The following is a 15243-nucleotide window of genomic DNA, read 5'->3' on the forward strand; positions in this document are numbered from 1 at the left end:
AGAACTAATACCTCTTTACTTTTTTTTGATGCACTGACGTGAAACGTTGAGCATGATACCCATTTCTGCAAGCTGTATCATCAGTGCAGTACCACCGTAGCTGAAAAACGGCAGTGAAATACCCGTGTTAGGGAAAGCGTTGCAGGCTACCATAATATTGAAAAGTGCCTGCGAGCCTATCTGTATTGTTATACCAGCCGCAAGAAGCATACCAAAACGATCCTTGCTTCTTGAAGCGATCATGAAGCCCTCGATTATAAAAAGCACAAACAGCAGTACCACTACCATTGCACCCACGAAGCCAAGTTCCTCGCAGATAATAGCGAAAACGAAGTCGTTTTGCGACTCAGGCAGATAGTATTTTTGCCTTGACTCTCCAAAGCCCAGTCCGAACCAGCCGCCCGAGCCTATAGACAGCAGGGATTCATAAGTCTGAAAAGTCGTTCCGCTAGGGTCGGATTCAGGATTTTTCCAGCTCTGTATACGCTCTGAGATGTAAGAAAATCCCGACCCTGACGCCATTTTATATATCAGTAGCAGCACCCCGAAAACAGCACACACACCGATAAATTTCCAGAAGGTTTTTTTCGGCATACCACTTATGAACATCATAGACACGCCTATGATACCCACCAGCATTACCGCCGACATATGCCTTTGCAAAACAAGCACCAGTGCCACCGCACCCATTATCACAGTAAACGGTATAACGCAGAATTTCCAATCCTTGAACTTAGGATAATTCACCGACATTATGTATGCGAAAATAATAATGAACGTTACTTTCAAAAGCTCCGACGGCTGAAAGCTGATCGGACCTATTTGTATCCAACGCCTTGCACCGGCAACGTCTATTCCGAAAAGAGCTGTATAAAACGTAAGAAGATATGTGGCGATAAACGCAATATATGCTATCTTAGTGTTCTGAAAGAAGTGATAATCAAGATAGCTCGTTGCAAACATCAGAAGAAGACCAAGTCCGGCAGACTTGAGCTGGCTCACCAGATAATAATATCCATCGTTATATTCACTCAGACCCCACGCATAGCTTGCAGAAAACATCATCAGAAGTCCGAATACAAGCAATACCATTACAAGAATGAAAAACGGCTTGTCTATCTCCGTAAGTATAAATCTGAATCTATGTTTTCTTTTTGCCTGTGCCACAGGTTGTTTAAGAGGAACGTGACTATTATACACTATGCTTCCGTCACGTTCACGTCTAGGACCTCTTATAGCCAAACAAACAACCTCCCAACAAAATCTCTATATGAAAAACTTTCCCGAATATATCGAAAATGCTATCGCCGCCGCAGCCCCTGCCACAGATATCACAGCGAATATCCCGATCACGGCGTGATCCCCATGACCCTTTTTCTGCAAATGCTCATGAAGCGTGTAACCTTTCATAAGCAGCTTTTTTCTTATCTTAAACACGATATACTGCAAAAGCCCACAAGCTCCGTCAACTACCACCGCCGCACCTGCCAGCAGGAAAACGAAATATTCTCCCGAAAGCAGCACCGCCATAGTCATAAGACCACCAAGCGCCAGCGCACCCGACTCGCCCAAATAAAGCTTCGCAGGACTGCACCCCCAAAAGAGAAAACCTCCTGCCGCACCCATTGTGCAAACAGCAAAAAGCTGAGCGGCGTCAGAGCCTGCCCCTGCCGCAAGACCGCTTGACAGCCCTGCCGAAAATATCAAAGCCGTTACAGCACACAGCCCGTCAGTACCCGTGTCGGTCTTACCGCCTGCGCAATCGTGTATCTTCACCATGTTTATCCCCACTGTCATAAACAGCGGAAAAAGCGGATAAAAAAGCCTGCCGAACTGCACATAGCCCAAGTGAAAAGGCATAAGCACAGCCGTCTGCACTCCTCCGCAGTATCTAAGTCCCACGCATACACCAAGACATATAAGATACTCCATACATATCTTGTAAAGAGGCTTCATGCCTATGCCAAGCTTTTTCTCCTTAACATAGTCCTCCGAAAGCCCGATAGCCGTGAGCATCAAAACTCCGCCCAGAGCGATAAACACACGCCTTGAAAACTCTCCGTTCTCAAAACTCAGCACCGCCTGCGAGTCATAAAATATAACTCCCGTAACAATGCCGAATATAACGCAGAGCATTATGACAACTCCGCCGAATTTCGGCTCAGAGCCGTCCTTTGCGAACCTGTCGCCTATATAAAAATCGAATTTGCCTGTTTTTATCCTGCGGAAATATGGTATGAACACTCTGCCGAGAACATATCCCAGCACCATTTCACACCCCAGTATCACCGCCTGCACGCTCCAACTCATTTTGTCAGTGCATTGAACACTTCTTCAAGCTTCATTCCTCTGCTTCCCTTGAAAAGCACAGCGTCGCCCTTTGAAACTATCTCCTTCAAAGCGGCCGCAAGGTCATCTCTGCTTTCAAAGTGCCTGCAATTTTCCTTTGCAAAGCCCTTTTTCTCAGCACCCTCTATATAGCACTTTGAGTCCTCGCCAAAGCAGTAAAGCAGGTCAGCCTTTGAAGCCGCAACATACTCTCCCACATTTCTGTGATAGGTCTTTGAGTTCTTGCCAAGCTCCAGCATATCTCCAAGCACGCAAATGCGCTTGCCCTCCGCCTGTGCCTGTGAAAGCACCGAAAGGCTCGCTTTCATTGAGTCAGGCGCAGCATTGTAGCAGTCAACTATATATGTAACTCCGTCAATGACGGTAACATTCTGTCTTAAACCCTCCGGTTTGAACTGAGCAATACCCTTTACGATATCCTCAGGCGGTATATCCAGTGCAAGACCCACGCAGAATGCCGCAAGAGCGTTCTTTACATTATGCTCGCCCAAGCAGTTTATCTGGGCGGCTATCTTTCCGCCTGCATAGTTTATAGTAAATGTTATGCTGTTGTCAACAGTCTTAACACCGCTTGCATAAACATCGCAGTCCTTCTTTGATACAGAATAGTAATAAACCTTTCTGTCAGAATGTAACTGCACCCCTGCAAGCAATTTATCATCACGGCAAAGTATCAGCGGAGCGTCATAAGCCGCACCGTCAAGTATCTCAAGCTTCGCCTTGAGAATGTTTTCCTGCGTGCCGAGATTTTCAATATGTGAAATGCCAATGTTAGTTATAACAGCCACGTCAGGCTGACATGACATTGACATTCTCGATATCTCGCCCTGATGTGACATACCCATTTCGATAACAGCCGCCTCATAGCTGCTGTCAAGACCGAAAAGTGTCTGCGGCATACCTATCTCATTGTTGTGGTTGCCCTGAGTTTTCAGTGTCTTGTATTTCTGCGCCACAACAAGGGCTATCATATCCTTAGTGGTGGTCTTTCCCACGCTTCCTGTTACGCCAACTACCTTAACATCGAATTTAGACCTGTAATACCCTGCAATGTCGAGCAATGCCCTTGCAGTGGAGTCAACGATCATACATCTTGCACCCTCCACAGGTCTTTCCGTGACAACAGCCTCCGCACCAAGCTCCATAGCCTTTGCGGCAAAGTTGTGTCCGTCAAAATTCTCACCCTTTAGTGCAATAAAAAGCGAGCCTGGCTTTATTGTTCTCGTATCGGTGGAGATATCGGAAATTTCAACGTCAGCAGGATAGCCGTAGCTTCCATGAACCGCCGATATTATCTCCTGTAAGCTTAATTTTTCCATTTTAATTCTTATCCGCCAATTTCTCGGCAGTATCTCCTTTCCCTTTTCTTATAAATATATCTTTATCGCAAAACCGCCCACAGCCGCTTTGCATATCACGGGCGAACACTGTTCACCCCCTACATTTTTCTCTTATCTGCCCTCAGCTTCAAGCTCTTTAAGAGCGTCCGCAACGACTTCTCTCTCGTCAAAATGTATCTTCACACCACCTGCAAGTATCTGATAATCCTCATGACCCTTGCCGGCAAGCACGATGATATCGTCCTTTTCCGCATGATGTATAGCCCAGTGGATAGCCTCACGCCTGTCAACGATAGTTATGTAAGGGGTCGTCTTGCCCTCCAGACCTACCAGAACGTCGTTTATAATATCCTGCGGATCTTCATTCCTCGGGTTGTCGGAAGTGACGATAAGAAAATCAGCATTGTCCGCCGCAGCCGCAGCCATAAGGCTTCTCTTTGAAGCGTCTCTGTTTCCGCCGCAGCCAAAAAGGCATTTTACCTTTCCGCTTGCACTGTTCTTTATAGCCGAAAGCACGTTCACAAGTGCGTCAGGAGTATGAGCATAGTCGCATATAACAGTGAAATCTCTGCCCGTCGGAACTATCTCCGCTCTTCCTCTTACGCCCTGCATAGTACCCAAAGCTCTGATAGTCTTGTCAACATCAAATCCAAGGGTCTCACAGCAGGCGATAACAGCCAGCGAGTTTGAAACGTTGAAAAGTCCAGGCATATTGAATGAAACATTGTGCTTTATCTTTCCGTCAGTGAAAACATACTTCACACCGCTTGCTGAAAGCAGTATATCCTCTGCTCTGAAATCAGCCTTTGTACAGCATGAATAAGTTTTCGCAGGACAGCTTATCTCTTTGAGATATCTTCTGCCGTATTCATCGTCTATATTGATGATAGCGTTGTCAGATATAGTGAAAAGTATCTTCTTAGCCTGATAGTAATTTTCCATCGTACCGTGAACGTCAAGATGATCCTGCGTCAGGTTAGTGAAAACGCCTACCTTATAATGACAGCCTGAAAGTCTTTTCTGTTCCAAGCCCTGCGAGGAAGCTTCCATAACAACATAGTCGCACTTCTCATCAGCCATTTTTCTGAAAAGCTCATAAAGGTCATAAGGCTCAGGAGTCGTTCTTGCAGTAGGATAAACGTCGTCGCCTATCTCGTTCTGACAAGTGCCGATAAGACCAACCTTACAGCCGAATGAAGAAAGCACCTTCTTTATAACAGTTGTGATAGTCGTCTTTCCGTTAGTGCCTGTTACACCGATAAGAGTAAGCTCCCTTTCAGGGTGACCGAAAAATGCCGCACACAGCAGAGGGAAAGCCTCTCTTGTGTTCTCCACGATTATCTGACAGTCAAGCCCCAAATCTCTTTCGCAGACTACAACCGCACAGCCCTTTTCTATCATGTCCTTAGCAGCGTCATGTCCGTCAAAGGTCTTTCCTTTTATGCACACGAACATCGAGCCTGCCTTGACAGCCTTTCTTGTGTCGCTTGTGACGTCGCTTATCTCCATATCAGGCAGAGAAGTTTTCGCAACGTCCTTTATGATATCATATAGTTTCATAATTATCATTCCTTATCATGGTTTCTTACTGTGAGCCTACCGAGGTCACTGCAAATGTTACCGACACAGCCGTTCCCATTGGAACGCTCTGTCCTGCTCCCACGCTCTGATCGGACTGTGCAACTGCACCCTCCTCCTCATAGCCTGAGCCTTCTGCCGTCAAGTTAAGACCATACATATCAAGCGTAGCCCTTGCCTGCTCCTTTGTAAGTCCTTTAAGTTCAGGCACAGTAACAGTTTCTTCCTTGGCGTTTGCTTCTGTATAAAGCACGACTGAGCCGCCATGCTCTATCTTTGCGGCAACAGGCGTCTGTTTAACAACAGTGTCGCCCTCGCCCTTGACCTTGACCTCAAGTCCAAGATCTTCAAGTGTCTTTTTGGCTTCCTCAACAGTATAATACTGAACGCTAGGTACTGATACCTGCAAGTCTGCAAGCTCGTTTTCGTCATACTCAGGGAAGATCCCCACATAAGGCAGAACGTCTGAAAGCACGTTCACGCATATAGGTGCTGCCACCTGACTTCCGTAGAATTTCTCGCCCGTCGGGTGGTCTACCATTACGAGCATTACTATCTCCGGATCGTCAGCAGGAGCAAATGCACAGTATGAAGAAACATACGTCTGACCGGTGGAGTCCTCGTCCATTTTCTGTGAAGTACCCGACTTACCGCCTATCCTGTATCCCTTTATATAGCAGTTAGAGCCAGGCTGACCTTCAACAACGCCCTCGAGTATCTCTCTCATAGAAGCGGAGGTGTCCTCAGAAATGACCTGACGTCTTACAACAGTGTCCATTTTCTTTACAATGTTGCCGTTCTCGTCAGTTATACTGTTCACTACCTGCGGTGTAACAAGATAACCGCCGTTTATAGCCGCCGAGTAAGCTGTTATCATCTGTATCGGTGTTACCTTATTTGTCTGACCGAATGAAGATGAAGCAAGCTGAACAGGGCCCATGTTGCTAAGCGGCATACTGATAGAATTTGATTCCGCAGGCAGGTCGATACCTGTCAGCTCGTTGAAACCGAACGCATTGTAATACTGACAGAACTTTTCAGAGCCAAGCTTCATGCCTATCTGAATGAATACAGGGTTACATGAGTTTAGCATTGCCTGGGCAAAATCCTGCGAACCGTGGTCGGTAGTTGACCAGCAGTGGAAAGTCGTGTCCTCCACCTGTATCTGAGTGCCACAGCCAAAAGTATCATTAAGAGTGATAGCCTTTTCTTCCAAAGCCGAAGCGCCTGTTATGACCTTGAATACAGAACCCGGATTGTATGTTTCTGAAACCGCCTTGTTCTTCCACTGAAGGGACCATGCGTCAAGCTGTTTCTGCTTGTAATCGTTTGAATCTTCATCAAGCCCCGCAAGCTCCGCCGCCGTCTTTTCATCGGAGATAGCCGCAGGCTCATTAGGGTCATAAGGATCAGAAGTCGCCATTGCGTATATCTGACCTGTCTTAGGATTCATTATGATACCGCAGGCTCTGTCAGTAGGCTGATTTTCCTCAACTGCCTTTGCAAGCTCTTTTTCAAGGATATACTGAATGTTGGCGTCGATATTCAGATTAAGATCGTCGCCGTCCTGAGCGTCATAGCTCTGCTTGTATCTGTATGGTATCTCAGTTCCGTCGCTTGCCTTTGCAGTGATTATCCTGCCGTCAATTCCGCTGAGATAATCGTCATAGTAAGCTTCAAGACCATATATGCCGTTGCCCTCATAGTCCGTGTGACCAAGAACAACAGAAGCAAGAGTATTCTGTGGATAAAGTCGTCTTGTGGTAGGGTCGCACCTTACGCCGTCAATGCCAAGCTCCGTGAGCTTATCCTCGATAGCCGTGGAAACGGTCTTTTCCACCTCTTTTTTCAGCACGATGTACTGAGTATCCGTCTTAGTGAGTTTTTCTCTCACAGTGTTAGTGTCTATCTCAAGATTGAGTGCCAAAAACTCCACAAGCTCGTCAAGACATTCGTCCCCTGATTTCGTTGCGTCAAGTCTTTGCTGATATGTAGCCTTCTTTGACGCGTCGTCCTCTTTGGCTATATATCCTTTAAGTTCCTCTATCTTCTTGTCGTTGTCATCAAGCTTTTCTTTGAGCATAAGAGGGTCTGCATAAACAGTATAGACCGTTGCGCTCTGAGAAAGCACCGTTCCGTTTGAATCATAAATAGTGCCTCTTGACGCTGAAACAGCCGTGCTTTTAAGCTGCTGAGCGTTTGCAAGGGACTGCCACTTCTTGCCATCCTTTATGGACACCGAAAAGATGGTCGCAACCGTATATATAAGTATCGCCGCCACAGGCAGGCTCAGCCAAATATTCAGACGTTGTTTCATTCTGGCACTTGGTCTGTCGGTCATAAATATCTCCTCTCAGGACATCACCGCACATACAAAATCTTCAATAATTTAGCACAATACGGCAAATATCATATTTTCACACATACAAATTAATAGAACAAGAAAGCTAAGCACAAATATCTTGTCCCTAACTTTCCCCATAGTTATTTTATTCACTAAGCCCCGATATATTCCAGAACAGAGCTGAACCAGTGTTTTATCTTAACGAACACATTGTCGTCCTCGGCCTTTACCACCTTTGCCACCGAGTCTGACTCCACAGTTACATACTCTATCTGAGATTTATCCAGCTTTTTAAGTCCCAGTTCATTCTCAGCATACTCCTCGACCTTTGACATATTGGTCTTCTGAGCAAGCTCTGACTGTAAACTTACATTCTCTCCCTGAAGCTGAGCAAGCTGTTCCTCCTGCCTGGTCTGCTCAGAACATAGGCTTGATATTTCGACTCTGCCGTATATCATCGTTCCAAGAACAACAGCCACCAGCAGACAAATGCATATCACAGCTACTACCGATACGGTTTTCTGCTTTAGTGCAGGGTTTTTCTTATATTTTATGGCTCTCTGAGCCTCCGCCTCCTGAGCGTTGTCATAGGCACTGTAATCAAATGCCAAGTTATGTACCTTTGCCATTGCGGTAAAACACCTCTCACGATCCACGGGCAAGCCCGTTATTTACACATTCCCAATTTCACACAAATTTCACTCAGTCCTTGATCTTCTCGATCACCCTGAGCTTAGCACTGCGGCTTCTGTTATTCTCCGCAAGCTCCTTTTCATCAGCCTCTATAGGCTTTCTGTTCACAAGCTTTCCCCTAGGCGTTCTTCCGCATATGCACTGAGGAAAATCAGGCGGACATATACAGCCCTTGCAGAAGCTCTGAAATCTCTGCTTTACCAATCTGTCCTCCAGCGAGTGGAAAGTGATTATGCAAAGCCTGCCGCCCACGTTAAGACAATCGAACGCCTTGTCAAGAGCGATATTCAAATGTTCAAGCTCCTTATTTACCTCTATCCTGATAGCCTGAAAAGTCTTTTTGCAAGGGTTTTTCTCACGCCTTGCCTTCTGCGGAACTGCGCTTTTTATTATCTCGGCAAGCTCCATAGTTGTCTCTATCGGTTTTTGTTCTCTGTATTTTACTATCTTAGAAGCAATGCTTCTTGAAAACTTTTCTTCGCCGTACTCAAAAATTATCCTCGCAAGGTTCTGATAATCATATCCGTTCACAACGTCCTTAGCGGAAAGCCCCTCCCCTGACATCCTCATGTCAAGAGGTGCGTCATTGTGATAGGAAAAACCTCTCTCCGCATTGTCAAGCTGATAAGAGGAAACGCCCAGATCCATAAGAATGCCGTCAGCACCGCTTATGCCAAGCCTTTCAAATATCTCGTCTATCTCAGAGTAATTCCCTCTCACAACAGTCGCAGGATAGCCTGCCAACCGCTCAGTCGCAGTTTTCACCGCCTCGGGATCTCTGTCTATAGCCACAAGCCTGCCGCCCTTTTCGCCGTCAAGCCTTTTAGCGATCTCTCTCGAATGTCCTGCTCCTCCGGCAGTGCCGTCGCAGTAAATGCCGTCAGGTCGAATGTTCAGACCCTCCAAGCACTCATCAAGCAGTACGGGAATGTGGTTAAATTCCATTAAAAATCAAGCCCTTCCAGAGCTTCCATAAGCTCGTTATCATCAATGCTGCTGTTGAAATCGTCCCAGCGCTTTTTATCCCATATCTCACATCTGTCAGATACTCCGGCCACAACGATCTCCTTTTCAAGCCCTGCCACCTCTCTCAGTGACTGCGGAACAAGTATCCTGCCCTGCTTGTCAGGCTCGACCTCGCATGCCCACGCCATAAAGCTTCGCTGTAAAGCTCTCGCCTTAGCCATAGGCAGACTTCTGATCTTTTCGGCTCTTTTCTCGAAATCCTCAAGAGAATAAACGAACAGACAGCCGTCTATACCTTTAGTTACAATGAACCGCTCGCCGATAAGCTCTCTGAGCTTAGTAGGAAAAGTCATTCTTCCCTTAGCGTCCATAGTCTGATTGTAAGTTCCTTTAAGCAAGCACGCCAGCAAGCCGTTCACCTCCCTTGACCGAGTTAAGCAATGAAATGCCACATTTGAAGCACTCATCACCACTTTTTTGCACTTTTAACCACCGTACAATAATTATACACTATATTATAGAAAATTGCAACAGTAATATTTCCCAAAGTGAATTTTTGCAAGGGATTTTTCTTGGACACTTGGTCAATTTAAGAGAGATTTTAGGGGGATTTTGTAACTTTCACCTTTTAATTTGTCACCGTCTTGTAATTTGTAAACTTTTAATTAATTTTACGTCATACAATATCTTGTGGCACTTTAAACATTTGCACCTGTATAAAGATAGCAGATATTTCCGCAAAACTCCCATACATTCACATCGTATTGACCTTATAAAGTTATTGTAATACAACATATAGTATACGTCAATAGGTTTTGCGAAAAAAAGCACAATTATTTCTTACGCTGTGACAGAAAAAGCAAGAAGGGTGATGAACGGTAGAATATAGTGTCGCAAAAAGGTTAAAATTCGGTAACAAGGAAATTTGTTTTCTAATTTAATTATTACACTATCCGATTTTGTAAATTTTCATTGCTTAGATAAAGAAAATAAAGTTTGAAGAGGAATGGAGCATGAGAGAGGGTTTTTAACGTTAAAACAGCCAAAAATAATAGTAAAATTGCACAAAACCGCAAAATAAAGTGGCAAAAAAGGCAACTGCAAGGGTAGAAATACAATATACAGTAAAAAAGCGGACGCACCCCGGTGCGTCCGCCAAGCCTCAGTTATTTACTTGCAAAAATTCTCAATGTATCTGTCGATACACTGCGCCACGATCTCAGTAGCGTGTTCACGATCCTTAACATCATCGACCACAGTGTCCTTGTGTTCAAGTGCCTTGTATACCGAGAAGAAATGACACATCTCATCAAAAATGTGCTTAGGCAGCTCTGAAATGTCCTTATATATGTTGTATGTAGGATCATTGAGCGGAATGCAGATTATCTTCTCGTCAGCTGCACCATTGTCAAGCATGGAGATAACGCCTATAGGATAACAGTCAACCAAAGACAAAGGCGCAAGCGTTTCCGAGCAAAGCACCAGTACGTCCAACGGGTCGCCGTCCTCTGCATACGTCCTAGGGATAAAACCATAGTTTGCAGGATAGTGGGTCGATGTGTAAAGTATCCTGTCCATTCTCAGAAGACCCGTGGTCTTGTCAAGCTCGTATTTTACCTTTGAGCCTTTTGGTATCTCTATTACTGCCGTGAATTTTTCCTTTGTTATCACCTTTGGTGAAATATCGTGCCAGATGTTCATGTACATTCCTCCTGTATTTTCATTCAGCTTCGTACATACCCTCAGACTTTAGATTTTCAGGTATGTCAAAAACCGTTTCGCCGTCCGCCTCAACGCATGAGATACAACCGGCGTTGTCCTCGTTTATCAAGTCCCACAGTGTTACAACTTCATCTTCACCCACAACGTCTATCCCAAGTCTGTCAAAAAGCTTCTCAAGCTTCTTTGGATTGCGTGAGTATATCTGAAATTCCTGATAGTCTGTGAAATATATCTCCTCGTCATTCTTGTGCGAGCCAAATCCAAATCTCGATACTCCGTCATTTACAAGCACAGTGCCGTAACGCTTCATTATGGCAAGGGCGACCTCTTTCGTGCAGTTATCAAGATAATAGGTCTTGTATCCATCTCTCTCGCTGTCAGGAAGCTCCAGAAAGAAGAATATAGGCTCAGCGAGCTTCTCTATCACACCGCAGGCGACCTTCGCCATGATGTCACAACTCAGCACACCCCTTATATTATCCCCCTGAATGTGGCAACAGGACCTCAGCTTTTCCGCTCCGCCCACAGATACGCCCTGACAGAGGGTAAAATTATCTTCCATAATATCCTCCGTAAAATAGTTTTATTACCAATAGTATAAACCATTTTCGCAGATATTTCAAGTATAACCTATGAATTTACATTAAAAGTTTACGGCAGTACAGCCTTTCAGCCATACCGCCGCTATAAATCACAAAATTCAGAAAAAGAACAGCGTTCTCACGCATATGTCACAAACAGCCTATTACTTGCCTCTCTGCTCAATAATGCCGATCATCTCGCCCACATCTTTCATACCCGAAACTTCGCCCATTTTGAACCTCATCTTGAACTCGTCTTCCACCGCACCGATAAGAGTGATATGCTCGATAGAGTCCCAATCCTCGATATCATCAGCCGTGGTGTTCTCGTCCACCTCCAAAGTATCATCATCAAAAACATCTCTGAAAACATCATCAAGTCTTTCAATTATCTCGTCCTTGCTAAGCATAATGCTCCTCCTTCACCTTTATAACAGTATTTTTATCCTCATACCCCTCAACTAAAAGCCGCCAAGCCGTGTTGCCCTCTTCGTCCTGAGATATCTTCTCAAAGCCGAAGCTTTCATAAAGCCCTGCCACCATTTTATTTTTCGCCGTAGGGTAATAATGCCCGTATATCTCTCTTATGCCACGCTTTTTCGCCTGTGCCACCAGACTATCCAGCATAGCAAGCTCCATATCCCTTTTCAGCACACGGCATGACATCAGCCAAAGCTCGATATCAAGCCTGCCCTTGTCCTCGCTGTCTGTCTTTCCGATAGTCACCGCCACAACGCCGTTGTCACCGAATTTGTCATAAAGCTTTCCATACAGCCTTATGTATTCATCAGAGTTATAGACCGCCTCCATTTGCTCCGCAGTGTATCTCTTTGTGGTGAGATTGAACTGATTGCTCTTGTTGGTGAGCTGAGTTATCCTTTGCAGATACAAAGGCGAAAAATCCCCTATCTCTGCCGTCATTTCAAGACTCAAAAGATAATCATGATAATCCGCAAACCTGCTCTGCGCCTTTGCACGCTGAGCGTTCGCCCTGTACATATCATTGCGTTTAAGATCGTCCTCCGACAGCGTAACAGTTTCAAAATATCCCGAACGGTCAAGCACTCTTATGTAGTCCGTGACTTCCCCTATCTCAGGCACAGCCGTTCCCCCAAGCTGTTCCCTGACTATCTCCCTCTCCGCAGGGTTATCGTCCACAAAAACAAACGCCTCAGAAAGAATGTTAAGCTCCTCCGCCGTGTCAACGATATTTTTGTCCTTTGGCAGCCAGTTGGCTTTTATCGCCACAAAATCATCAGGCCTTAGCACGCCCTCAGGGTGGGAAAGCCCAGCCAAAGCGTTCTCTTCCTCGTTTTTGGAGCATACCGTCAAAAGCACGCCCAAGTCCTTGTGCGCCTTAACATACTGCTGAAACTCAAAATAAGCCATTGCCTCAGCCGTTTCCTTGCCTATCTCGAGATTTTCCACACCGTCGTCACCAACGATGCCGCCCCAAAGAGTGTTGTCAAGGTCAAGAGCCAGCGCCTTTTTGTTCTTGCCAAAGATAGCCTTTATAATATTCGCCACCTGAAAAGCCAGCTCAGGTATAGCCTCGATATTGAGAGCATATTTGTAGAGATACCAATACTTCGGCTCGCTCCACTTTTCAAGCCCATATGCCGCTGACAGCCAGTTTATATCATTGAGATAAACCTCCGGTCTCTGGGCTATCCTGTCATACAAAGCCGAATTGAGCCTTGTGACGAAGTTCACCTTTCCACGCCTGTCGGAAGCGTCCATGTTTCCCATAAGGCGGAAAAACGGAAGCTCAAAATTGTTCTGTATCACAGGACAGCCGAAATGCTCTTTCACTCCGTCCCAAGCCTGAGAAAGCCTGTCAAGCTCAGCGTTCAACCCCTGCTCTATCTCCTCTTCACCCGACCTGGGGGTAGGTGAAAAGCTGAGGTTTCTAAGGCTCGTGTGTATATAAACGATATCAGGTTTAAAGCGGTCAAGCTCCTCGTTTGAGAACACAGCGTCCTGCCAGAACTGTCCGTATTCCGATCGATAGAACTCACATTCAAAGCCCATGTCAAGCAAAAACAGCTCCAATACCGACACGATATCGTCCGTAGTCGAGCCGCCCAGCACAGCCACCCTCTTTTTCAGCCGCACCGCTCCGTCGCCCAAAAGCTGCCTTTTCAGCGACCTTTTCTTTTTCATTATAAACCCATTGTCAAATGGATACTCCAACTCTTTCATTCTTTTTTACCTTCTCTTAAATAACTCTCAGCCCCTATGAGCCTATCACTTCTTCCTGCTATACCTAAAATCGCAATATGGTGCACCCTCAGCAATAGTTCCCGTCCTAACGAGTTTCATGTTCATCATGTCCGCCAGCACAAAATCCATTCTGCATATGTAAGCCGCCAGCTCAGGACACCCCTCGTCCTTGCAAAGCTTGCACGCCCCACATTCGTGATAATCATACCCAAGGTCATATTCACCATTGCCCGGCAGTATGTCCACCACCCAGTCGTTTTCATATAACCTCTTGTGGCTGTCTTCCGACCATTTCAAACGCCCTGGCATCTTCTTAGGGTCAAGATAACTGTCCACATCACCCATTACCTTGTGAAAAAGCTTTGAAGCGCAAAGCCCGTCACGGAATATCTCGTAATTCTCCTGCGCAGACTTCCCGGTGCTCCTGTTCATCGCAATGTAATAGCTCGCCATAATGTACGAACTCAAAAGCTTTGACTTACCAATATCCTTAGCCCTCGCAACTATCTTTCCATGTTCTTCCTCTATCTTCTTAGCCACCTCTTTAGGAAAGCCTCTCCTTTTAAGCTCCGCCTTTACCACACTGTGATAAAAGTGAAATATCATCTTCACACTAAACGTATTTTCCATATTTTCACCTTTCTATCCGTTAAACAACGCCAACTCTATTCCCGATTATCCATATTGTAAATAACGCAAGCAAACCCGGCTATCACCGCAAACAGTATCGCACCGCCCATTTCCTCCTGCAATGCTGCCCCAACAAAATAGCCTGCCACCGCCGCAAAAAACATGATAACAACAGCCGCCACCGTCCTAAATTTTTTCATAACGCTCAACCTCCAGCCTATCTCATATTATCCAAAGCCATACGGCAAACCTCGTCCGTTAGTTTCGCCTTACCCAAACCTACAGCACACAAACCACAAACCAGTACACATAAGGTACCAGCGTCATAACAATATCATAAACTGCAAGAATTTTTCCCGACAGAGCATGACCATTCGCCGTACCCTTTTTCCAAACCAACAAACTGTACAGCACGCTCACCGCAATATGTATCAAACCACAAGCAAAAATTATCCAATGAAAAACACCGTACTGAAACTTCCCCTCACTGCCTGTCAGCTCAAAGCTAATGATTATCACCCAGCCCAAAAGGTCATTTCCCAGACCACTGATAACATGAGCCGCTATAGCCAAAAATTTCTTCATAAGCATACCCCCTATGCCAAAAGCATCTATTTTTTATTTTCTGATAACTAACATTTTATCATCACCCTGCACAAAATTCGCCCCACAAATTCGTGCAAACAAATGATTTATATTTTAATTTGGCAACATTTCTGCAATTGTTGCATTTTTTATGCAACAAAAGGGGTGCTTTTCGGGATAAGTAGAAAGCGTTTTGATACTTGCGGGCACGTACAAGCCCTGCGACTTAGTG

Annotated in this window: 15 protein-coding genes; all 15 read right to left on the reverse strand. The window is 45.4% G+C overall.

What is annotated here, in order from left to right:
- Positions 1-15 precede the first annotated feature (15 nt).
- Positions 16-1242, reverse strand: a complete 1227-nt coding sequence (locus WS40_RS03760) for an FtsW/RodA/SpoVE family cell cycle protein (RefSeq protein ID WP_046440312.1) — start codon at positions 1240-1242, stop codon at positions 16-18.
- A gap of 24 nt (positions 1243-1266) precedes the next feature.
- Positions 1267-2310: a hypothetical protein gene (locus tag WS40_RS03765; protein ID WP_325208399.1), complete on the reverse strand. Its 1044-nt coding sequence runs from the start codon at positions 2308-2310 to the stop codon at positions 1267-1269.
- On the reverse strand, positions 2307-3668 hold the full coding sequence (locus WS40_RS03770; protein WP_046440316.1) for a UDP-N-acetylmuramoyl-tripeptide--D-alanyl-D-alanine ligase: 1362 nt from the start codon (positions 3666-3668) through the stop codon (positions 2307-2309). Before WS40_RS03770 ends, WS40_RS03765 begins: the two co-directional genes overlap by 4 nt.
- 132 nt (positions 3669-3800) lie before the next feature.
- Positions 3801-5249, reverse strand: coding sequence for a UDP-N-acetylmuramoyl-L-alanyl-D-glutamate--2,6-diaminopimelate ligase (locus tag WS40_RS03775; RefSeq protein WP_046440318.1), 1449 nt, complete (start codon positions 5247-5249; stop codon positions 3801-3803).
- Between the two features lie 25 nt (positions 5250-5274).
- Complete coding sequence (locus WS40_RS03780) at positions 5275-7608, reverse strand: penicillin-binding transpeptidase domain-containing protein (RefSeq protein WP_046440320.1); 2334 nt, start codon at positions 7606-7608, stop codon at positions 5275-5277.
- Positions 7609-7763: 155 nt separating this feature from the next.
- Positions 7764-8240, reverse strand: a complete 477-nt coding sequence (locus WS40_RS03785) for a septum formation initiator family protein (protein ID WP_046440323.1) — start codon at positions 8238-8240, stop codon at positions 7764-7766.
- A gap of 73 nt (positions 8241-8313) precedes the next feature.
- Positions 8314-9249 (reverse strand): 16S rRNA (cytosine(1402)-N(4))-methyltransferase RsmH, encoded by a 936-nt coding sequence (gene rsmH / locus WS40_RS03790; RefSeq protein WP_046440325.1) that lies wholly within the window; start codon positions 9247-9249, stop codon positions 8314-8316.
- Complete coding sequence (gene mraZ, locus WS40_RS03795; protein WP_038672904.1) at positions 9249-9677, reverse strand: division/cell wall cluster transcriptional repressor MraZ; 429 nt, start codon at positions 9675-9677, stop codon at positions 9249-9251. The genes rsmH and mraZ overlap by 1 nt, the downstream gene beginning before the upstream one ends.
- Before the next feature lie 763 nt (positions 9678-10440).
- Positions 10441-10971, reverse strand: a complete 531-nt coding sequence (locus WS40_RS03800) for an inorganic diphosphatase (protein ID WP_038670519.1) — start codon at positions 10969-10971, stop codon at positions 10441-10443.
- A 19-nt stretch (positions 10972-10990) separates the two neighbouring features.
- Positions 10991-11554, reverse strand: a complete 564-nt coding sequence (locus WS40_RS03805) for a hypothetical protein (RefSeq protein ID WP_022288345.1) — start codon at positions 11552-11554, stop codon at positions 10991-10993.
- Between the two features lie 183 nt (positions 11555-11737).
- Complete coding sequence (locus tag WS40_RS03810; protein ID WP_022288344.1) at positions 11738-11983, reverse strand: acyl carrier protein; 246 nt, start codon at positions 11981-11983, stop codon at positions 11738-11740.
- The gene (locus WS40_RS03815; RefSeq protein WP_046440327.1) at positions 11976-13775 is read right to left on the reverse strand and encodes an HAD-IIIC family phosphatase; all 1800 of its coding nucleotides are present in this window, start codon (positions 13773-13775) and stop codon (positions 11976-11978) included. The genes WS40_RS03810 and WS40_RS03815 overlap by 8 nt, the downstream gene beginning before the upstream one ends.
- A 45-nt stretch (positions 13776-13820) precedes the next feature.
- Complete coding sequence (locus WS40_RS03820) at positions 13821-14426, reverse strand: L-2-amino-thiazoline-4-carboxylic acid hydrolase (protein WP_046440329.1); 606 nt, start codon at positions 14424-14426, stop codon at positions 13821-13823.
- A gap of 35 nt (positions 14427-14461) precedes the next feature.
- Positions 14462-14626 carry a hypothetical protein gene (locus WS40_RS11385; protein ID WP_301543629.1) on the reverse strand — a complete coding sequence of 55 codons (165 nt, stop codon included), beginning with the start codon at positions 14624-14626 and terminating at the stop codon, positions 14462-14464.
- 79 nt (positions 14627-14705) lie between these two features.
- Positions 14706-15011, reverse strand: a complete 306-nt coding sequence (locus tag WS40_RS03825) for a hypothetical protein (protein WP_022288700.1) — start codon at positions 15009-15011, stop codon at positions 14706-14708.
- Positions 15012-15243: the final 232 nt, after the last annotated feature.

It is taken from the genome of Ruminococcus sp. N15.MGS-57 (assembly GCF_000980385.1).
Classification (GTDB): domain Bacteria; phylum Bacillota; class Clostridia; order Oscillospirales; family Ruminococcaceae; genus Hominimerdicola; species Hominimerdicola aceti.

Coding starts and splice junctions, on each gene's coding strand:
- WS40_RS03820 (WP_046440329.1), bottom strand. CDS start 14,426: ATGGAAAATACGTTTAGTGTGAAGATGATATTTCACTTTTATCACAGT.
- WS40_RS11385 (WP_301543629.1), bottom strand. CDS start 14,626: ATGAAAAAATTTAGGACGGTGGCGGCTGTTGTTATCATGTTTTTTGCG.
- WS40_RS03825 (WP_022288700.1), bottom strand. CDS start 15,011: ATGAAGAAATTTTTGGCTATAGCGGCTCATGTTATCAGTGGTCTGGGA.
- WS40_RS03785 (WP_046440323.1), bottom strand. CDS start 8,240: ATGGCAAAGGTACATAACTTGGCATTTGATTACAGTGCCTATGACAAC.
- WS40_RS03800 (WP_038670519.1), bottom strand. CDS start 10,971: ATGAACATCTGGCACGATATTTCACCAAAGGTGATAACAAAGGAAAAA.
- rsmH (WP_046440325.1), bottom strand. CDS start 9,249: ATGGAATTTAACCACATTCCCGTACTGCTTGATGAGTGCTTGGAGGGT.
- WS40_RS03770 (WP_046440316.1), bottom strand. CDS start 3,668: ATGGAAAAATTAAGCTTACAGGAGATAATATCGGCGGTTCATGGAAGC.
- WS40_RS03765 (WP_325208399.1), bottom strand. CDS start 2,310: ATGAGTTGGAGCGTGCAGGCGGTGATACTGGGGTGTGAAATGGTGCTG.
- WS40_RS03775 (WP_046440318.1), bottom strand. CDS start 5,249: ATGAAACTATATGATATCATAAAGGACGTTGCGAAAACTTCTCTGCCT.
- WS40_RS03805 (WP_022288345.1), bottom strand. CDS start 11,554: ATGGAAGATAATTTTACCCTCTGTCAGGGCGTATCTGTGGGCGGAGCG.
- WS40_RS03810 (WP_022288344.1), bottom strand. CDS start 11,983: ATGCTTAGCAAGGACGAGATAATTGAAAGACTTGATGATGTTTTCAGA.
- WS40_RS03815 (WP_046440327.1), bottom strand. CDS start 13,775: ATGAAAGAGTTGGAGTATCCATTTGACAATGGGTTTATAATGAAAAAG.
- WS40_RS03780 (WP_046440320.1), bottom strand. CDS start 7,608: ATGACCGACAGACCAAGTGCCAGAATGAAACAACGTCTGAATATTTGG.